The organism is Isoalcanivorax indicus (assembly GCF_003259185.1).
Taxonomy (GTDB): domain Bacteria; phylum Pseudomonadota; class Gammaproteobacteria; order Pseudomonadales; family Alcanivoracaceae; genus Isoalcanivorax; species Isoalcanivorax indicus.
On record NZ_QGMP01000001.1, the window covers coordinates 2428260 to 2447181 of the forward strand.

The 18922-nt window shown below is 61.0% G+C and carries 19 protein-coding genes, 1 other RNA gene and 1 CRISPR repeat array; of the genes, 9 read left to right on the top strand and 11 right to left on the bottom strand.

What is annotated here, in order from left to right:
- Nucleotides 1-5: 5 nt before the first annotated feature.
- Nucleotides 6-380: RNase P RNA component class A (gene rnpB, locus DKW65_RS10950), an RNA gene on the bottom strand.
- A 45-nt stretch (nt 381-425) separates the two neighbouring features.
- Entirely contained in the window at nt 426-1259 is an 834-nt protein-coding gene (gene rsmI / locus DKW65_RS10955) for a 16S rRNA (cytidine(1402)-2'-O)-methyltransferase (RefSeq protein WP_111657626.1), read from the bottom strand.
- 88 nt (nt 1260-1347) lie between these two features.
- Here rsmI and DKW65_RS10960 point away from each other — a divergent pair, with 88 nt between their 5' ends.
- From DKW65_RS10960 to DKW65_RS10975, 4 genes are read left to right on the top strand one after another with little or no spacing between them, the layout of a single operon-like run.
- Nucleotides 1348-3186 (top strand): penicillin-binding protein activator, encoded by a 1839-nt coding sequence (locus DKW65_RS10960; RefSeq protein ID WP_162925816.1) that lies wholly within the window; start codon nt 1348-1350, stop codon nt 3184-3186.
- Nucleotides 3187-3201: 15 nt separating this feature from the next.
- Nucleotides 3202-3585 (top strand): YraN family protein, encoded by a 384-nt coding sequence (locus DKW65_RS10965; protein WP_111657280.1) that lies wholly within the window; start codon nt 3202-3204, stop codon nt 3583-3585.
- A gap of 18 nt (nt 3586-3603) precedes the next feature.
- The gene (locus DKW65_RS10970) at nt 3604-4191 is read left to right on the top strand and encodes an SIS domain-containing protein (protein ID WP_111657281.1); all 588 of its coding nucleotides are present in this window, start codon (nt 3604-3606) and stop codon (nt 4189-4191) included.
- Nucleotides 4188-4784: a BON domain-containing protein gene (locus tag DKW65_RS10975; RefSeq protein WP_245932476.1), complete on the top strand. Its 597-nt coding sequence runs from the start codon at nt 4188-4190 to the stop codon at nt 4782-4784. The genes DKW65_RS10970 and DKW65_RS10975 overlap by 4 nt, the downstream gene beginning before the upstream one ends.
- Before the next feature lie 9 nt (nt 4785-4793).
- Here DKW65_RS10975 and DKW65_RS10980 read toward each other — a convergent pair whose 3' ends face one another.
- The 8 genes from DKW65_RS10980 to DKW65_RS11015 form a co-directional block, all read right to left on the bottom strand.
- Nucleotides 4794-5183, bottom strand: coding sequence for a ClpXP protease specificity-enhancing factor (locus tag DKW65_RS10980; RefSeq protein ID WP_111657627.1), 390 nt, complete (start codon nt 5181-5183; stop codon nt 4794-4796).
- A gap of 5 nt (nt 5184-5188) precedes the next feature.
- Nucleotides 5189-5827: a glutathione S-transferase N-terminal domain-containing protein gene (locus DKW65_RS10985; RefSeq protein WP_111657283.1), complete on the bottom strand. Its 639-nt coding sequence runs from the start codon at nt 5825-5827 to the stop codon at nt 5189-5191.
- Between the two features lie 101 nt (nt 5828-5928).
- On the bottom strand, nt 5929-6582 hold the full coding sequence (locus DKW65_RS10990; protein WP_111657284.1) for a cytochrome c1: 654 nt from the start codon (nt 6580-6582) through the stop codon (nt 5929-5931).
- Nucleotides 6582-7895, bottom strand: coding sequence for a cytochrome b (locus DKW65_RS10995; protein WP_111657285.1), 1314 nt, complete (start codon nt 7893-7895; stop codon nt 6582-6584). Before DKW65_RS10995 ends, DKW65_RS10990 begins: the two co-directional genes overlap by 1 nt.
- A complete protein-coding gene (gene petA, locus DKW65_RS11000) occupies nt 7895-8488 on the bottom strand; it encodes a ubiquinol-cytochrome c reductase iron-sulfur subunit (protein ID WP_111657286.1) in 594 nt (197 codons plus the stop codon). Before petA ends, DKW65_RS10995 begins: the two co-directional genes overlap by 1 nt.
- 231 nt (nt 8489-8719) lie before the next feature.
- The gene (rpsI, locus tag DKW65_RS11005) at nt 8720-9115 is read right to left on the bottom strand and encodes a 30S ribosomal protein S9 (protein WP_111657287.1); all 396 of its coding nucleotides are present in this window, start codon (nt 9113-9115) and stop codon (nt 8720-8722) included.
- Nucleotides 9116-9125: 10 nt separating this feature from the next.
- On the bottom strand, nt 9126-9554 hold the full coding sequence (gene rplM, locus DKW65_RS11010) for a 50S ribosomal protein L13 (protein WP_111657288.1): 429 nt from the start codon (nt 9552-9554) through the stop codon (nt 9126-9128).
- Between the two features lie 126 nt (nt 9555-9680).
- Nucleotides 9681-11111, bottom strand: coding sequence for a carotenoid oxygenase family protein (locus DKW65_RS11015; protein ID WP_111657289.1), 1431 nt, complete (start codon nt 11109-11111; stop codon nt 9681-9683).
- A 184-nt stretch (nt 11112-11295) separates the two neighbouring features.
- Between DKW65_RS11015 and DKW65_RS11020 the strand changes: the two genes are divergently transcribed.
- The 5 genes from DKW65_RS11020 (at nt 11296) to DKW65_RS11040 (ending at nt 15177) form a co-directional block, all read left to right on the top strand.
- The gene (locus DKW65_RS11020) at nt 11296-12333 is read left to right on the top strand and encodes an aldo/keto reductase (RefSeq protein WP_111657290.1); all 1038 of its coding nucleotides are present in this window, start codon (nt 11296-11298) and stop codon (nt 12331-12333) included.
- Nucleotides 12296-13132 carry an SGNH/GDSL hydrolase family protein gene (locus DKW65_RS11025; RefSeq protein WP_111657291.1) on the top strand — a complete coding sequence of 279 codons (837 nt, stop codon included), beginning with the start codon at nt 12296-12298 and terminating at the stop codon, nt 13130-13132. Before DKW65_RS11020 ends, DKW65_RS11025 begins: the two co-directional genes overlap by 38 nt.
- Nucleotides 13133-13188: 56 nt before the next feature.
- Nucleotides 13189-13617, top strand: a complete 429-nt coding sequence (locus tag DKW65_RS11030; RefSeq protein WP_111657292.1) for a host attachment protein — start codon at nt 13189-13191, stop codon at nt 13615-13617.
- 98 nt (nt 13618-13715) lie between these two features.
- Nucleotides 13716-14255 carry a type IV toxin-antitoxin system AbiEi family antitoxin gene (gene abiEi / locus DKW65_RS11035; protein WP_111657293.1) on the top strand — a complete coding sequence of 180 codons (540 nt, stop codon included), beginning with the start codon at nt 13716-13718 and terminating at the stop codon, nt 14253-14255.
- Nucleotides 14242-15177: a nucleotidyl transferase AbiEii/AbiGii toxin family protein gene (locus DKW65_RS11040; RefSeq protein WP_111657294.1), complete on the top strand. Its 936-nt coding sequence runs from the start codon at nt 14242-14244 to the stop codon at nt 15175-15177. The genes abiEi and DKW65_RS11040 overlap by 14 nt, the downstream gene beginning before the upstream one ends.
- 200 nt (nt 15178-15377) lie before the next feature.
- Nucleotides 15378-18563: direct repeats of the CRISPR family, unit length 37 nt; unit sequence GTTCCGATTCCCCACCATCGGAAAGTTCGATAAGCTC.
- Nucleotides 18564-18602: 39 nt separating this feature from the next.
- On the opposite strand, the gene cas2 is transcribed toward DKW65_RS11040, so the two are convergent.
- Nucleotides 18603-18911 carry a CRISPR-associated endonuclease Cas2 gene (gene cas2 / locus DKW65_RS11045; protein ID WP_162925817.1) on the bottom strand — a complete coding sequence of 103 codons (309 nt, stop codon included), beginning with the start codon at nt 18909-18911 and terminating at the stop codon, nt 18603-18605.
- Nucleotides 18912-18922: the final 11 nt, after the last annotated feature.

Below are 18922 nucleotides of genomic sequence, written 5' to 3' on the forward strand. Positions count from 1 at the left end.
AGAAGAAGGTGGATCAACCGATAAGCCGGGTTCTGTCGTGGACAGTCATTCATCTGGGACCGACGTCGCCGTCGGCCTCTAGCGACCTACCCGGTTCCAGCGCGGGCCACGCCATGGGAACCCTATTTGGTCTTGCTCCGAGTGGGGTTTACCCTGCCACGTCTGTTGCCAGACGCGCGGTGCGCTCTTACCGCACCTTTTCACCCTTACCTGTGCACCGTTTCCGAAGAAGCGGGCCATCGGCGGTATCTTCTCTGCGGCACTTTCCGTAGCCGTACCGTCGCCAGTACGGCCCCCAGGCGTTACCTGGCACCCTGCCCTGTGGAGCCCGGACTTTCCTCCAGCAATACGAGATTGCCAGCGACTGTCTGGTTGATCCGGGGCGGAGTGTAGCGGCGCCCGGGCAGATGGACCAGCAAAATAGCCTAGGGGCCGGACAGGGTCTCGAGCCAGGCGTAGAGCTCCTGGCGTTTGCGGCCGGTGACGGCGGCCAGCACCTTGGCCGCGCGCGAAGCAGGCAGTTCGGCCAGCAGGGCGCGGGCCAGCGGCAACAGCTCGGCGTCCTCGGCGGACTGGGTATCGGCACCGGAGAGCACCAGCACGATCTCGCCGCGTTGCTGGTCGCTGTCGGCCGCCACCCAGTCACGCAAGGCCGCCACCGTATCGCGGCGCACGGTTTCAAAGTGCTTGGTCAGTTCCCGGCACAGGGTGATTTCGCGCTCACCCGCCCCGGCCGCCAGCAGCGCATCCAGCACGGCCAGCAATCGATGGGGCGCCTCGAACAGCACCGAGGTGGCGGTATTGCCCAGCACCCTTTCCAGCGCCTGAACGCGGGGCGCCCCCTTGCTGGGCAGAAATCCCTCGAAAACAAAACGGTCTGTCGGCAGGCCAGCCACCGCCAGCGCCGCCAGCACCGCGCTGGCGCCGGGAATCGGCACCACCGGCACCCCGGCCTCCTGGCAGGCCCGCACCAGGCGGTAGCCCGGATCGCTGACCAGCGGGGTCCCCGCATCGGAAATCAGCGCCACCGATTCGCCCTGCTGCAAGCGCGCCACCAGCTGCGGGCTGCGCGCCGCTTCGTTATGGTCATGGCAGCTCACCAGCCGGGTGCGGATGCCCAGTGCATCCAGCAACTGGCCGCTACGCCGGGTATCCTCGGCCGCCACGGTGTCCACCTCGCCCAGTACGCGCAAGGCGCGGCGAGTGATGTCTTCAAGGTGACCGATGGGCGTACTGACAATGTATAAAGTCCCGCTCATTCGGGAACCTCTGCAGATGGACGATGGACGTAGTGTGGAGAGGCCCTACAATAGTCGCTTCGTTCCAACAATTCGACCGCGGGTGATCATGAACCGTTTGCGTGTAGTTTCCCTGAGCCTGTTGATGCTGTGCTGCATCAGTGCCTGCACCACCACCCCGACCCAGCCGGTGGACCCTGCCGCAGACGCCACCGCACCGCAGAAGCTGGATGACGCCCTGAGCACGCTGAACGACCTGCGCATGCCCGCCCGCGCCAGCCAGGGCCTGTCCTGGGCCCGCAGCTATCTGGCCATGGGGCGGCCCCAGGATGCCGAAGTGCTGCTGGCGCAGTTCGATCCTCGCCGACTCGACGGCGACCAGCGACTGGAATGGATCATGCTCAGCGCCCGTCTGAAGCTCGCGCGCCAGGATGGCGAGGGGGCACTGGCACTGCTGGAGGACGAGCGTCTGGAGGTCGCGCGGCTGCAGAACGAGGCGCCGCTGGCACTGCAGAATCGCATGCAGCTGCTGCGCGCCGACGCTCTGGCCATCGCCGGCGATCTGCGCGCCAGCCTGCGCGAGCGGGTAGCCGTGGACGGCCTGCTGGAAGACGACGACCGCGCCTACAATCACCAGATGATCTGGGCATTGCTGATGCACATGCCACAGAACGACCTGCAAACGCTCACCCAGGAGAGCCGGGACACCCTGCTCGGCTGGGCGGAACTGGCTCGCGTCTACCGCGATCCTCTGGCTGATCTCGACAGTCAGGTAAGCCGCCTGGACGCCTGGGCGCGCAACTGGTTCGATCACCCCGCCGCCCGCGACATGCCGCCCATGGTACGCGCCCTGCAACAGGCGGTCAGCGAGCGGCCGCGCCGGGTCGTCGCGCTGCTGCCCCACAGCGGCCCCATGTCCGAGGCTGGCCAGGCGTTGCGCGACGGCATGCTGGCGGCTTATTACAGCGCCCTGGAACAGGGCCACCCGGTACCGGCCATTACCTTTATCGACAGCCAGAGCGCCGACATCGGCACCCTCTACAATCAGGCACTGGTCGAGGGCGCCGACTTCATCATCGGCCCACTGGAACGGGACAAGGTCGAGCAGCTCGTCGGCGCCTCGGGCCTGCCGATCAACACCCTGGTACTGAACTATGCTGACGAACCGCCACGCTCGGACAAGATCTTCCAGTTCGGGCTGGCCCCGGAAGATGAAGCCCGCCAGGTAGCAAGACAGGCCTGGGAGGAAGGCGCACGATTGGCCGGAGTGCTGTATCCACGCACCGACTGGGGTCAGCGTGTCGCCGCCGCCTTCAGCAGCGAATGGACCGCCCTGGGCGGCCTGATCAGCACCGAAACCACCTACGGCGATGATGCCAGTGGTGCGGTACGCGACATGCTGGCGCTGGGCCAGAGCGAGGCCCGCGCCCGCGCCCTGCGACGCCACGCGCCCGGCAGCCTGGAATTCGAACCGCGCCGACGCCAGGATCTCGACTTTCTGTTCATGGCTGCCAACCCGGCCCAGGGTCGCCAGCTGAAACCGGCCCTGAACTTCCATTACGCCGGCGACCTGCCGGTGTACAGCATCTCCAACATCTACGGCGGCCAGCCGGAACCGGATCGCGATCACGACCTCAATGGCATCCGTTTCGTCGATGTGCCCTGGTTGCTGGATCGTGACTCCACCCTGCATCAGGCCACAGCCTCCGTCTGGCCCCAGGGCCACGGGCGCTACGAACGGCTGTTTGCCATGGGCGTGGACGCCTATCGGCTGCAGGCACGTCTGGCGCTGCTGCAATCGGTGCCGGAAAGCAGCCTGCCCGGTGCCTCCGGCGCCCTGCGCCTGGGCGAGGACAATCGCCTGATACGCGAACTGGACTGGGCCTGGTTCCGGCGCGGCGTGCCGCAGCGTGCTCCGGTGGTGCAATCAGGAAACACCCATCGCTGACACAGGATCGTCATCATGTACCGGGTAAGGAAACCCTTCAGTCGGCGTGGCCAGGGTCACGCCGCCGAACATCAGGCAGAGGCCTGGCTGCAACAGCAGGGCTTGCGCACCGTGACGCGCAATTTCCATTGTCGCCAGGGCGAGATCGATCTGGTGATGCGTCACCAGGAGATGCTGGTGTTCGTGGAGGTTCGCTTGCGCGCCTCGGAACAGTACGGCGGCGCGCTGGCGTCGGTAACGCACCCTAAACAGCAGCGCCTGATACGTGCGGCGCGTTATTATCTGGCTCGCTATCCGGCCTGCCAGCAACTACCCTGCCGTTTCGATGTGCTGGGCATGGCGCCGGACGACGACGGTTACCGTTATGACTGGGTGCCCAATGCTTTTTATGCCGACTAGCAAGAGACGAGTATCGCCATGAGTGTCGACCGGGTGCGTCAGCTTTTTGTGGACAGCATCGAAACCAAGGTGAAGGCCGCCGAGGTGCTGCCGGATGTATTGATGATTGCAGGCCAACGCATGGTCGAGTGCCTGCTCGGCGGCGGCAAGATTCTGGCTTGCGGCAACGGCAGCAGCGGCAGCCAGGCGCAGCATTTTGCCAGCGCCCTGCTGAATCGCTTCGAACGCGAGCGCCCCGCCCTGCCTGCGCTGGCGATCGGTCCCGATGCCGTGACACTCAGCGCCATTGCCAACGACTATGCCTACAACGAAATCTTTTCCAAACAGATCCGTGCGCTGGGCAACAGCGGCGACCTGCTGCTGGCCATCTCGCCGCTGGGGCAATGTGGCAATATCATCCAGGCGGTGCAGGCCGCCCATGACCGGGACATGCAGGTCATTGCCCTGACCGGATACGAAGGCGGCGACCTGGCCAACCTGTACAGCGCCGGCGACGTGGAAATCCGCGTACCGTCCGCCGTCGAAGCACGCATACATGAAGTTCATCTGCTGGTCATTCAGACGCTGTGTGATGTCATCGACCAGCAACTTTTTGGAGGGGAATGATGTTGAGTCCGGCCTGGCTGCGCACCCTGTGCACAGTGCTCATGATCGGCCTGCTGCCGCTGGCGACCACCGGCTGTGTACGCATGGTCGCCACCTTTTCTGATGAACCCGTGGATCAGAACCACGGCAAGCGCACCGCCGGTTCACGGCTGGAAGATCGCAATATCGTGCGCAAGGCACGCATCAACCTGTACCGCGCCGACGAGCGCTTTCGCCAGGCGCCAATGAAGGTGGTCAGCTTCAACGGCAATCTGCTGTTGGTGGGCCAGGTGCAGGACGCCCAGCTCAAGGCGCGCGCCAGCGATATCGCGGGCCGGGTCCGGCATGTGCGCAACGTGCACAACGAATTGCAGGTGGGGGGCGGGCGCAGCTTCTGGGCGCGCACCAATGACACCTGGATCACCACACGCACCAAAAGCCGCATGCTGGTGGACGGTGACGCACAGGGACGCCGTACCCGGGTGGTAACGGCCAATGGCGTGGTCTATCTGATGGGCCTGCTGACACGCGCCGAAGCGGACGCCGCCGTTGAGCAGGCACAGAAGGTGTACGGCGTGCAGAAGATCGTCAAGATCATCGAATATATCGACTGACCCGGGCAGCTATTTCACCACCTTCAGGGCCGGACGGCGGCCCCCGTTATCGTCGGGGCTGTCGTCCGAGGGCTCGGGCGGCTCCGGGGGCGCCACAGGTTCAAACGCCATCCCCTCACCGTTTTCGCGCGCGAACACCGCCAGCACCGCATTCACCGGCACAACAATATTCATCGCCCGCCCGCTGAAGCGGGCAGAAAAGACAACCTCATCGTTACCCGCCATGAAGCCCTGCACCGCCCCGGGCGCCACATTCAGAATGATCTGCCCTTCGTTGACATGCTCCCGGGGTACCTGGACCCCGGGGTAGCCTGCATCGACCAGCAGATGCGTGGTGAGCCCGTTATCACAGATCCACTCATGCACAGCGCGGATCAGATAGGGGCGGTTAGGCGTCATCGTCATCAGAGCGGATTGCGGATTTCGCGTTCCTGCTCTGACAGGCTGGCCTGGAAGCTGTCACGGCTGAAGATGCGCTCGGCATAATCCAGCAGCGGCTTGCAGGGTTTGCCCGTCAGCTCCACGCCCAGATGATTCAGGCGCCACAGGATCGGGGCAATGGTGCAATCCACCAGCGTGAACTCTTCATTCATGAAGAAGGGCTTCTCGGTAAACACCGGCGCAATGCTGGTCAGCCCTTCACGCAGCGCCTTGCGGCGCTTGTTCAGCTCGGCTTCCTTCTCTGCACCCGCCATCAGCGCATCCACATGACCACACCAGTCACGCTCGATACGGTGGATCAGCAAGCGACTGTGGGCGCGCGCCACCGGGTACACCGGCAACAGCGGCGGATGCGGAAAGCGCTCGTCCAGATATTCCATGATGACGTTTGACTGATACAGCGTCAGTTCACGGTCCACCAGGGTCGGCACTTCGTTGTAGGGATTCAGCGAGGCCAGATCTTCGGGCTTGTCGTTGTCATCAACATCAACGATGTCGACGGTGACCCCTTTCTCGGCCAGCACGATACGCACCCGGTGGCTGTAGTGATCCCGGGGGTTGGAAAAGAAAGTCATCGAGGAACGCTTGGTCACAACGCCCATGGCTATGTGGTCTCCCGCGGTTTATCAATCGTCAATGCTACAGACAGAAACAGGGCAGCCGGTCAACGGCTACCCTGTCAGAGGCCGGAAAGGCGCTGTTGTCAGTGCACGTCTTTCCAGTATTCCTTCTTCAGCAAATAGGCCGGGATCCACAACAGGAACAGGAACACCAGCACATATACCCCGATACGCTCGGCATCGACGCGCACCGGCTCGCCGATATAGGCGAGGAAATTGGTCAGATCGAGCATGGCACGGCGGAAATCTTCCTCGCCAAGCTCTTCTTCCATGGCGGCCATCACATGCGGCATGCCCACGTTCTCGAACACGCGGTTGTTAAAGCCGTAAGGCTGGTCCGCATCTTCATAGAAATTGATCAGGTAAGAGTACACCCAATCGGCCGTGCGCAGGCGGGCCACGTTGGTCAGATCCGGCGGCGGCGCACCAAACCAGGCGGCGGCCTCGTCTTTCGGCATGGCAATCTGCATGGTGTCGCCAATCTGGTCCGTGGTGAAGTTCAGGTGCTCCAGCACCAGCTCTTCGGGGATATCCAGACCAGAAGCCAAACGGCTGTAGCGCTCGTACTGCAGGGAATGACAGCCCATGCAGTAGTTCACGAACAACTGCGCACCACGCTGCATGGACGCCTTGTCTTTCAGGTTCACCGGCGCAGATTCAACGTGTTCGTTGTAACCGCCGGCCGCCAGGCCAAGGGCCGGGAGACAGCTGAGTAGCAGAACAGCAAGCTTTTTCATCAGTGGCCTCCGGTCACACGCTCGGGCACCGGCTTGGATTTCTCGAAGCGATGGCCGAACGGCAGCACAAACAGGAAGTAGAAGAAGTAGTAGAAGGTACCCAGACCCGCCAGATGCGTGTAGGTCACGTCAGCCTCCGTAAACGGAATGGTGAACGCCACCTGATCCGGCTGAGTACCGAAGTAACCCAGCACCACGAAGACAAAGGCGAACAGCATCAGCGTCACTTTGCTGAACATACCCTTGTAACGGATCGACTTGACCGGGTGACGATCCAGCCACGGCACCACGAACAGGATGGCAATGGCACCGCCCATCACGATCAGACCCCAGGACTTGGCGTCCAGCAGGAAGCTGAAGGTCGTGGCACGCAACATGGCGTAGTAGGGGCCGTAGTACCAGACCGGCGCAATGTGGTCCGGCGTGGCCAGCGGGTTGGCCGGCTCGAAGTTCGGGCGCTCGATGAAGTAGCCGCCACCTTCCGGGAAGAAGAACACCACCACGGCGAAGACCATCAGGAAAATCACGATGCCAGCCAGGTCCTTCACGGTGTAGTAGGGGTGGAACGGAATGCCGTCTTTCGGAATGCCGTTTTCGTCCTTGTTCTTCTTGATTTCAACGCCGTCCGGGTTGTTGGAGCCGACTTCGTGCAGCGCCAGGATGTGCAGTACCACCAGCGCCACCAGCACCAGCGGAATCGCAACAACGTGCAGGGCGAAGAACTTGTTCACGGTGGCATCGGACAACAGATAGTCACCACGCACCCAGGTGGTCAACGCTTCGCCGATGGCCGCCGACTGCTGCGCATCCACGAACGGGATCACCTGGAACGGAATCGCTTCCGCCAGGGAGATGATCACCTGCGCCCCCCAGTAGGACATGTTGCCCCAGGGCAGCACGTAACCCAGGAAGCCTTCCGCCATCAGCGCCAGGTAGATCATCATGCCGAAGATCCACACCAGCTCGCGGGGCGGCTTGTAAGAGCCGTACAGCAAACCGCGGAACATGTGCAGATAGACCACGGCGAAGAAAGCCGAGGCACCTACCGCGTGCATGTAGCGGATCAGCCAGCCGAACTGCACATCACGCATGATGTATTCCACCGATGCGAACGCATCGGTGGGCGAGTAGAACATGGTCAGCCAGATACCGGTGAGCAGCTGGTTGACCAGCACCACCAGGGAGAAGACCCCGAAGTAGTACCAGAAGTTGAAGTTCTTCGGCGCGTAGTATTCGGACATGTGCTTCTTGAAAGCATCCACGACCGGCAGGCGCGCATCCACCCAGTTAACGAGACCCTTGGCAATAGACATCAGGCGGTCTCCCCTTCTTCAGAACCCACGATGATGACATCGTCATCCAGATAGGAGTGCGGCGGCACCACCAGGTTGGTGGGGGCCGGCACACCACGATACACGCGACCGGCGAAGTCGAACGTGGAGTTGTGGCACGGGCAGAAGAAGCCGCCAAACTCCAGCTGAACAGTCGGCCGGGGGTTGTAGGTGGGCGAACAGCCCAGGTGGGTACAGGTCCCGATCAACACCAGCACTTCCGGCTTGATGGAACGGTATTCGTTGCGGGCATAGGCCGGCTGCTGGGTATCCACACTGGATTCCGGGTCTCGCAGGGCACCGCCGGAGGCCAGTTCTTTCAGGCCATCCAGCATTTCCGGCGTGCGGCGAACCACCCACACCGGTTGACCCCGCCATTCACGCACGACGCGCTGACCGGCTTCAAGTTTGCTGATATCCACGGTTACCGGTGCGCCTGCGGCTTCTGCGCGGGCACTGGGCTGCCATGACTTAACGAAGGGCACTGCCAGCCCCACCGCACCTACGGCGCCGACGGCGGACGTCAGGCCAATCAGAAAGGTGCGCCGGCTGGTGTTTACGCCGTCTTTACTCATCGAGATGATCTCCCCTGGAGGCTGCTCCCCATCCCGGGCTCGGGTTGGAACGGTCAATGTGAGGACAAACCCCCACAAACCGGGCGGAATAAGGCGCGGCAAATGGTAAAGAAAAAGCCCTTAGCTGACAACCGGATTTACCGCGGTCGGCCAGCCAAACTACTGATTCAGACGCAAAAAAGCCCAGCCATACTGACTGGGCTTTTGCATGATCGACGATCCAGCGTGAAATTAACGCTTGGAGAACTGCGGACGCTTGCGCGCCTTGTGCAGGCCGATCTTCTTACGCTCGACTTCACGCGCATCGCGGGTCACATAACCGGCGCGGCGCAGTGCAGAACGCAGGGTATCGTCGTAATCCATCAGGGCGCGGGTGATACCGTGACGGATAGCACCGGCCTGGCCGGTGGTGCCGCCGCCGGCCACGGTGACGTAAACGTCAAAGCGCTCGGTGGATTCGGTCAGTTCCAGCGGCTGACGCACGACCATGCGTGCAGTTTCACGGCCAAAGTACTCGTCCAGCGGACGGCCATTGACGGTGATCTTGCCACTGCCGGGGCGCAGGAACACGCGCGCGGCGGAGGTCTTGCGACGGCCAGTGCCGTAATTCGAAGCTGCGGTTGCCATCTGCTACCCCTTAGATTTCCAGTGCCTGCGGCTGCTGAGCGGTGTGCGGATGCTCAGCGCCAGCGTAGACCTTGAGTTTGCCCAGCATGGCGCGACCCAGCGGGTTACGCGGCATCATGCCTTTCACCGCCAGCTCGAGCACCTGTTCGGGTTTCTTCGCGATCAGGGTTTCGAAGTTGGCTTCCTTGATACCGCCCGGGAAGCCGCTGTGACGGTAGTACATCTTGTCGCTGGCTTTCTTGCCGGTCACGTGAATCTTTTCGGCATTGACCACAACAATGTAGTCGCCGGTATCAACGTGCGGCGTGTATTCCGGCTTGTGCTTGCCGCGCAGACGCGTGGCGATTTCGCTGGCCAAACGACCCAGCGTCTTGCCGGAGGCGTCTACCACATACCAGTCGCGCTTGACGCTGTCCGGTTTGGCGCTGAAGGTTTTCATGAATTCTGCCCCAAATTCAGGAATTTACGGGTAATTGGACCCTTCGCTGATGACCCATCACGGACCACGGCGAATAAGAGAGCGCGGATTGTACCCAAGGGGGTGCATCAAGACAAGCAGCAAACGTCAGGTCCGGTAGCCACAATGAAACCCGAACGGCACATGATGCCTCAGGGGGACCGCCGCCACCTCGCCCAACTCACCGCTGCGCGCGTCCAGCAACAGCACTTCACTGCGGTGCTGGCGGGCATCATACACCATTGCGCACAGATAGCCTGCCCCCTCGGCATCCCCTTCCGGCACAAACATGGCCTCGGACACGAACCGGCCCGGCCCCAGATCATGCAGCACCACCTCGCCGGTCTCGGTGTCCAGGCGCTGCACGGCGTTGAAGAAGCCCGCCGTGCCGTTGTCGGCCATCGCAGCCGTATAGAGGAAGCGGCTGGGCTGCCCGGTGCGGCGCAGGTCGAACTGGGGGAACTCGCAGCCCGCCAGGCTCGGCAGTGGCGCGGCGGCCACCGCGCCCGTGCGCAGGTTGAAGCGATACTGCCAGGGCACCCCGCCCTGCGCATCACTGCGGCCGAACACATCACGCAACTGGGCGGCCACGCTGTAATCCTCGAAGCGCACCAGGTCCACCACCAGCTCGTCCCCCTGCTCCCGGCAGTTGCCGTAGTGGAACACCACAAACGGGTCCAGCTCGAAGACATGCGCCACCGTCAGCGTCTCCAGCGACACCAGATACGCCTTCATGCCCCACTCCGGGCGATAGACAACGCTCTCATCGAACGCCTTGCGCCCCAGAACAAAAGGCCAGACGCTGTCCATCCCCAGCGGCGGCACCAGCAGCACCATGTAACGCGACGACAGCCCCGCGCCATGCACGAAGGCCAGCCTGTCGATCGCAAAATGCCGCTTGCGGGTCAGCCGCCCGGCCGGATTGATTTCATACAGGTTGATGCGCGGCCCGCCCGGCCCCAGGGTCACGCCGTGGTTATAGTAGTAGCCGGTCTGCGGGTGCGTATTGCCATGGGCACTGAACGGGTCCGCCATGCCCAGCGCGCCGTCGAAGTTGTGCTCGCCCAGCGTCTCCAGAGTGTCCGGGTCCAGTGCCCAGGGCCTGCCGCCCTCCCAGAGGGCCAGCAGCTTGCCGGCATGGCAGGAGATCGCCGTGTTGGCCGCATTGGCCGGTGGACGACCGATATTGCGCAGCATGCCACCAGGCGCGTTATGCCCGAAGCTGCGGCAGACAATCCGGCCTGCGGCCGTCTCCTTGCAGTACTTCGGCGTGCGCACATAGCGATTGCGATACCAGGCGCCCGCCTCCGTGAAGGTCAGCGCATGCATCATGCCGTCGCCATCAAACCAGTGGCCGAAAGTGTCGTGGCCAATGCGGTTGCGGCCCGGCCCGATGCGCAGGAAGGTGCCGCGCACCGACTCGGGAACGCGCCCGCGCATGGCGCTGGCGGGCACCGTGTAGCTGTGCTCTTCATGCAGCGCCTCGAACCCGCCCACATGAGCCAGATCGCCCTCACCCTGCATCACGCCGTCGTCCATGTCTCGCTCCTGTCACGCCACCTGCAACCGCTATCTGCAACCACCGCAGAACCTGCGAGTTCCGGTATAGACCATTCACGCCGGGCACGCAATGCCAGCCTGTGCGCTGCGGTCATGCAGCGGCCACCGGCAGTGCTATCATCTGGCCCCTGAGCCTCTACACCGAATTCGACAGGAGCACACCATGGAATACCGCCGCCTCGGCCGCACCGATCTGAACGTCAGCGCCCTGTGCCTGGGCACCATGACCTGGGGCAAACAGAACACCGCCGAGGAAGGCTTCGCGCAAATGGACCTGGCCGTGGAACACGGCATCAACTTCTTCGACACCGCCGAGATGTACGCCGTGCCGACCTCCGCCGAGACCGCTGGCAAGACCGAAGAGATCATCGGCCAGTGGTTCGCCCGCAGCGGCCGCCGCCAGGACATCATTCTGGCCACCAAGGCCGCAGGCCCCGGCGACTGGATCAAGCATATTCGTGGCGGCCCGCGCCTCAACCGCGAACATCTGGAGCAGGCCGTGGAGGGCAGCCTGCGCCGCCTGCAGACCGATGTGATCGACCTGTACCAGCTGCACTGGCCCGAACGCAGCACCAACTTCTTCGGCCGCCTGGGCTACAAGCACCGCCAGGACGACGCCGCCGTGCCGATTGAAGAGACCATCGAAGCGCTGGACGGCCTGGTCAAAGCCGGCAAGATCCGCCACTACGGCCTGTCCAACGAGACCGCCTGGGGCACCATGAAGTACGTGATGGAGGCCGAACGCCTGGGCGCGCCCCGCCCGGTGTCGATCCAGAACCCCTATTCCCTGCTCAACCGCAGCTTCGAAGTCGGCCTGGCCGAAGTGGCCCACCGCGAGGACATCGGCCTGCTGGCCTATTCCCCGCTGGCCTTCGGCATGCTCTCCGGCAAATACCGTCACAATACCTGGCCGGAGGCGGCCCGCCTGACCCTGTTCAAGCAGTTCTCGCGCTACACCAACCCGCAGGCCGAGGCCGCCACGGAGAAATACTGCCAACTGGCCGAGGCCCACAACCTGAGCCCCGCGCAGCTGGCCCTGCAATACGTCACCACACGCCCCTTCGTCACCAGCAACATCATTGGCGCCACCAGCCTGGCGCAACTGGAGGAGAACCTGCGCAGCATCGAGGTGCCGCTGGACAAGGAGCTGGAGAAGGCGCTGGATGCGATTCACGCCGAGCACCCGTATCCGTCCCCCTGAGGTCGCCGTGCGCACCCTGCTGTGCTGGGCACTGGTCCTGGCGCTATTGCCCCTGCTGGCGCTGCTATTACCCCTGCTGGCGCTACAGGGCCGCCACACCCGTCGCACGGCCCTGCGTCTGCCGGAAGCCGAAGGACCCTCCTGCGGCCAGTTGCACCCGCCAGACGGGGCCGTGGGGCCGCCGCTGCACCTGCTGATCATCGGGGAATCCCCCGTCGCCGGTGTTGGCGTGACCCACCACACCGACGGCGCGGGGCCCGGCATGGCCCGCCCCCTGGCCGCCCTGAGCGGGCGCAGCGTGCACTGGCAATGCCATGGCCACAACGGCCTGCGGCTGGCAGGCCTGCTGGCGCGCCCCCTGCCCGATGCCCCGCCCCGAGCCGATCTGGTGCTGGTCATGATGGGCGTCAACGACACCACCGGCCTGACACGCTTGCGCCGCTGGCGCCATCAGCTCCATCAACTGGTGGACACCCTGCAACAACGACAGCCCGGCGCCCGCATCGCCTTCGCCCCGGTACCGCCCATGCACCGCTTTACCGCCCTGCCCCAGCCGTTGCGCGCCGTCATCGGCCTGCGCGCCCGGCAGCTGGACCGGGTCTTGCGCCAGGTGAGCGCCCGCCGACACTGCCCGGTGCTGGATTATGGCGACCCGAGCGATCCCGCCCTGCTGGCGGAAGACGGCTATCACCCCTCCGCAGCAGGCTTTGCCGCCATGGGAGAGCGCCTGGCCCGACAGGCGATTGAGAAACTTCCTGATCTGCGTCAGTCTGAGGGGGAAGGAGGCATGCCAGAGTAAGTGGGCAAGACCAGCCCCGGCACCGCCGTTTCGTCATCCCCCACAGGAGGCGCCCCATGGACAAGACCTGGATCGTTGTCGCTGAAAGCTCCCGCGCTCGTATTTTTTTCGCCCCCAATCGTGTACAGCCCCCGCAGGAAATCGAAAGCTTCGCCTTCCCCGAAAGCCGCCTCAGAGACCAGGACATCTACAGCGACCGACCCGGACGCACCTTTGAAAGCGCCAACGACAGCCGCAGCGCCATGGAGCCACCGGATGTGCGCGACCAGCAACACCACACCTTTGCCCGCACCATCAGCGAGGCCCTGGAAAAAGGCCGCGTCAAAGGCAAGTTCGACAAGCTGGTGATCATCTCACCGCCCGCCTTCCTCGGCGCCCTGCGCCATATGCTGAACGACAATCTGAGCAAGATGGTGGACAAGACCATCCAGAAGAATCTGGCCGGGGAGGATGAGGAGACGATCAGGCGGTATGTGTTTGATTGAGGCGCAAAGCCTGGATCAAGTGGACATGAACCGCACCTTGAAATAACATCTGGACGTTAACCACATTAATAGGGCGGGCTAGTGTCCAGGACCACCACATGCGGCAGAGCGAGGCCATCAAAAGACTCACAGACTGGGACCGTCGCGGGAGATACGTCTTTGCCGCAGCGGATATGGCGAAGGTGTTTGCTGAGGACTCGCCCAGAGGCCGGGAAGCCACCCTGACCCGCCTGGTTCGCGAGGGCCTTCTCGAACGGCCCTCCAAAGGCGTGTACCTCTACGCCCTCTCGCGCCACAAGGGCCCGGATACGCTTGAACTGATTGCCAGAACCCTGCGACGCGGCGCCTACAATTACATCAGCCTGGAATCAGCCCTGTCGGAGTACGGCGTGATTTCCCAGATCCCGGTGGGCCGCCTCACCGTCATCACCACCGGCCGCAAGGGTGAATACTCAACGCCCTACGGGGTCCTTGAATTCACTCATACGCAGCGCTCTGTTTCGGATATCTTGCGCTCCACGCTTGACCGAGACCGGCCCTTGAAGATTGCAACAGTGCAAGCGGCGTTAAGAGATTTGAGGCGCGTGGGCAGGAATATGCATCTGGTGGATGAGGAGGTGGTCTATGAGCAAGCGTGATAATCAGGATTTCCAATACCTGGTTGCTCAAGCCATGGAGAACCCGGGCCTGGCCAACATGCGGCCGGTGGTAGAGAAAGAGCTTCTGCATTACGACATCCTGTTTGCGCTCGATCGCCACCAGCTTCTTGATGACATCGTCTTCCAGGGCGGCACGTCCCTCAGACTGTGCTACAACGGCAACCGCTTCAGCGAAGATCTCGACTTTGCCGGAGGCGCGGATTTTTCATCGCGCCAGCTCAAGGATATGAAAGCGTGTATCGAAGACCACCTGGGCCAGCGCTATGGGCTTGAGGTCACCGTCAAGGAGCCCGCATCACTCAGAGCAGAGACCGCCCGTAACGGCATTAATGTCGACAAATGGCAGATCAGAATCGTGACGTCCCCGGAGCAGCCGGACCTGCCCAAACAGCGGATAAAGCTGGAAGTAGCGAGCATCCCGGCACACACACGAGAAGCCCGCCCACTGTCACGGAACTATGCCTTTCTTCCAGACGGCTATAACGATGTGTTGATCATGGTAGAGACAAAAGCCGAGATCATGGCCGACAAGCTGGTCTCCCTGCCCGTTGGCTCAGACCCGGAGAAACGGGTGCGGCATCGCGACATATGGGATCTGGCCTGGCTTCACAGGCAAGGCACCCGGATGGATGTGGATATGGTACGGAGGAAAATCGATGATTACCTTGTTTCAGATTATGATGACAAGGTCGTCCGAATGATAGAGTGGCTTCCAGACATCATCAGCGGGCGTGCCTTCCTGGATGAAATGAAGCGATTTGTTCCTAAAGACGTATATGAGCGGACCCTGGGTCAGGATAAGTTTTCTACATTTTTGCTGACCAACATTCGGGAGCAGCTGATTGATGTGAGGAACTCATTGCAAGGAACTCGCACTGAGGCACCTCTATTCAAGATGTAATAAACTTGATTAGTACCTGAAAATAGTAATGGGATATTCGGCCAACATTGAGGATACTCTACATACTGGCACGCACAGGGAAGCACTATCACTTGACTGACTGCATACTGATCCATCCGCGCGCCTATTCCGGTTTCCCGCCAGCCAAAATTTCGATAAGCTCCTAGCAGGGGCGCCGTACAGTTATTGACACGTTCCGATTCCCCATTCCCCACCATCGGAAAGTTCGATAAGCTCCTTTACGGTGGAACACCTCGGTCAGTAACAGTTCCGATTCCCCACCATCGGAAAGTTCGATAAGCTCAGGTTTTAGTACCACCTCATTATGGCTGGAGTTCCGATTCCCCACCATCGGAAAGTTCGATAAGCTCAATCCCCGGTTAGGTGAAGCGCAAGCGCTAGTTCCGATTCCCCACCATCGGAAAGTTCGATAAGCTCGCTTTTCTTTTTATATCAGTTAGTTGCATAGTTCCGATTCCCCACCATCGGAAAGTTCGATAAGCTCCCGGCGGTAAGCAGGTGCAGCGGCCCGATCGTTCCGATTCCCCACCATCGGAAAGTTCGATAAGCTCCGTTCTGCGCGCGACTACAATCCCCTGGAGGTTCCGATTCCCCACCATCGGAAAGTTCGATAAGCTCAAGAAAGCCCGCGCAGCCCTCGCCAAAGCAGTTCCGATTCCCCACCATCGGAAAGTTCGATAAGCTCGTGACGGGCTGCGGCGCCGACACCACGGCGGTTCCGATTCCCCACCATCGGAAAGTTCGATAAGCTCCGTTCTGCGCGCGACTACAATCCCCTGGAGGTTCCGATTCCCCACCATCGGAAAGTTCGATAAGCTCAAGAAAGCCCGCGCAGCCCTCGCCAAAGCAGTTCCGATTCCCCACCATCGGAAAGTTCGATAAGCTCTCTTGTTCTTCGTCGGCTTTGTTGCCTATGGTTCCGATTCCCCACCATCGGAAAGTTCGATAAGCTCCGTGGGGAACGCAATACATCGGGTGGGCCTGTTCCGATTCCCCACCATCGGAAAGTTCGATAAGCTCCCCGGCGTCTGCCGCCTGCCCTGCCGCCTCGTTCCGATTCCCCACCATCGGAAAGTTCGATAAGCTCGGCAGCTCGCGCACCGCGACCGAGAGGAGTGTTCCGATTCCCCACCATCGGAAAGTTCGATAAGCTCGCCCTCCCCCTCGGCCCGCAAGGGTGGCCGGTTCCGATTCCCCACCATCGGAAAGTTCGATAAGCTCAGTGTCTCCAGGGTAATGGCCGCCTCAGTGGTTCCGATTCCCCACCATCGGAAAGTTCGATAAGCTCGACCGGATCAACGCAAAGCGGATATATGTCGTTCCGATTCCCCACCATCGGAAAGTTCGATAAGCTCGTTTGACCTTCATCCCCTGCACCAGACCTTGTTCCGATTCCCCACCATCGGAAAGTTCGATAAGCTCCGCTCCGCGCGCGACTACAATCCCTTGGAAGTTCCGATTCCCCACCATCGGAAAGTTCGATAAGCTCCGAGTTTGTGCCAACGCTGCCTGAGTTCTTGTTCCGATTCCCCACCATCGGAAAGTTCGATAAGCTCCATAATTACACGGTCATGAGGATAAACTTCGTTCCGATTCCCCACCATCGGAAAGTTCGATAAGCTCTGCCGGGCAAAGCTACGGCGGGAACCACGGGTTCCGATTCCCCACCATCGGAAAGTTCGATAAGCTCGTCGGGGCGGTCTCCCAGGTAATTTTCTGGGTTCCGATTCCCCACCATCGGAAAGTTCGATAAGCTCCGCTCTGCGCGCGACTACAACCCGTTGGAGGTTCCGATTCCCCACCATCGGAAAGTTCGATAAGCTCCTTTTTCATATCGGCCATGGCGCGCTGGTAGTTCCGATTCCCCACCATCGGAAAGTTCGATAAGCTCCGCGAGGTGTCGAACCCCCTTGAGGCGATCGTTCCGATTCCCCACCATCGGAAAGTTCGATAAGCTCGGAATTCATGGTGAGCAGGGAGGCAAGAACGTTCCGATTCCCCACCATCGGAAAGTTCGATAAGCTCCACCGCACCAGGTGAATACGCAATCCAGGAGTTCCGATTCCCCACCATCGGAAAGTTCGATAAGCTCGAGAATAAAACAATCCCATAACTGCCCTTAGTTCCGATTCCCCACCATCGGAAAGTTCGATAAGCTCGAGGCGGCGCTGGACGCCATCGACGATCTGGTTCCGATTCCCCACCATCGGAAAGTTCGATAAGCTCGGCGCAGCAGTCCATCCAGCAGGTCGGCCTGTTCCGATTCCCCACCATCGGAAAGTTCGATAAGCTCCTGGAACACTTCGAGGGCTGCGTGTACGTCGTTCCGATTCCCCACCATCGGAAAGTTCGATAAGCTCCCATTCTTCACGAGCGTGACCGGCTTCGCCGTTCCGATTCCCCACCATCGGAAAGTTCGATAAGCTCCTTTGCGGCACACCCACAAGATGCGCTCCGGTTCCGATTCCCCACCATCGGAAAGTTCGATAAGCTCCGCCAACGGTGGCAGGGTCTGGGCCGAGGTGTTCCGATTCCCCACCATCGGAAAGTTCGATAAGCTCCTACGAACAGTGGTCCCCCGTCGATATGCCGTTCCGATTCCCCACCATCGGAAAGTTCGATAAGCTCCTGCATATGTGCAACGTGGATCATTTCATAGTTCCGATTCCCCACCATCGGAAAGTTCGATAAGCTCCCTGCCGGTGAAAATGCGCGTCATCATACCGTTCCGATTCCCCACCATCGGAAAGTTCGATAAGCTCAAACAAGTGGTCCATGTGATGTTTTTCTCGGTTCCGATTCCCCACCATCGGAAAGTTCGATAAGCTCGTTGATGCGACCATTTTGGTTCCTTGGTTGGTTCCGATTCCCCACCATCGGAAAGTTCGATAAGCTCTTCGGCCCTTGCACCTTGATGTTGGACAGCGTTCCGATTCCCCACCATCGGAAAGTTCGATAAGCTCGCTTCATCTGGCAAGCCGTCAAACGGCAAAGTTCCGATTCCCCACCATCGGAAAGTTCGATAAGCTCCACGGCGCAAGCTCATGCGGTGAGACGCCGGTTCCGATTCCCCACCATCGGAAAGTTCGATAAGCTCCGGGCGAGTTGACGCGCCAGTAAGGGCATGGTTCCGATTCCCCACCATCGGAAAGTTCGATAAGCTCACCTATGATGGCCGTTACATCGACCCGCAGGTTCCGATTCCCCACCATCGGAAAGTTCGATAAGCTCCTGCTCAAGGACGGCATGCTGCTGCGGCCTGTTCCGATTCCCCACCATCGGAAAGTTCGATAAGCTCCACCTGATGCGCGTCGCGGCCGTCGTGTGGGTTCCGATTCCCCACCATCGGAAAGTTCGATAAGCTCTGAATCAACCTAACCCTTTGTCAGGGTTAGGTTTTTCTTCTATATCAGCATGATCTGGTCTGGCGCATCAGGTCTTTGCTGTTTAGGGCGCGGGCCAAGAAACTCGCGGGTCATGGCGTATTGCTTGTCTGTCATGAGCATAAAAGCAACCTTGGCATCGCTCGGAATCTGGTGTTTCAGACGCTGGATCATGGCCTCAGCGGCGGCCATCGTGGGAAAGTGACGAACATAAAGAGAGTATTGCACCTGTATAAACGCGTTCTTTAACAGACGCTTACGGAATACAGTGTACTCATGCCGAGCTTCCGGCGTGGTCATGGGGCAGTCATAAACAGCAATTAACCACATGACTCTCCATC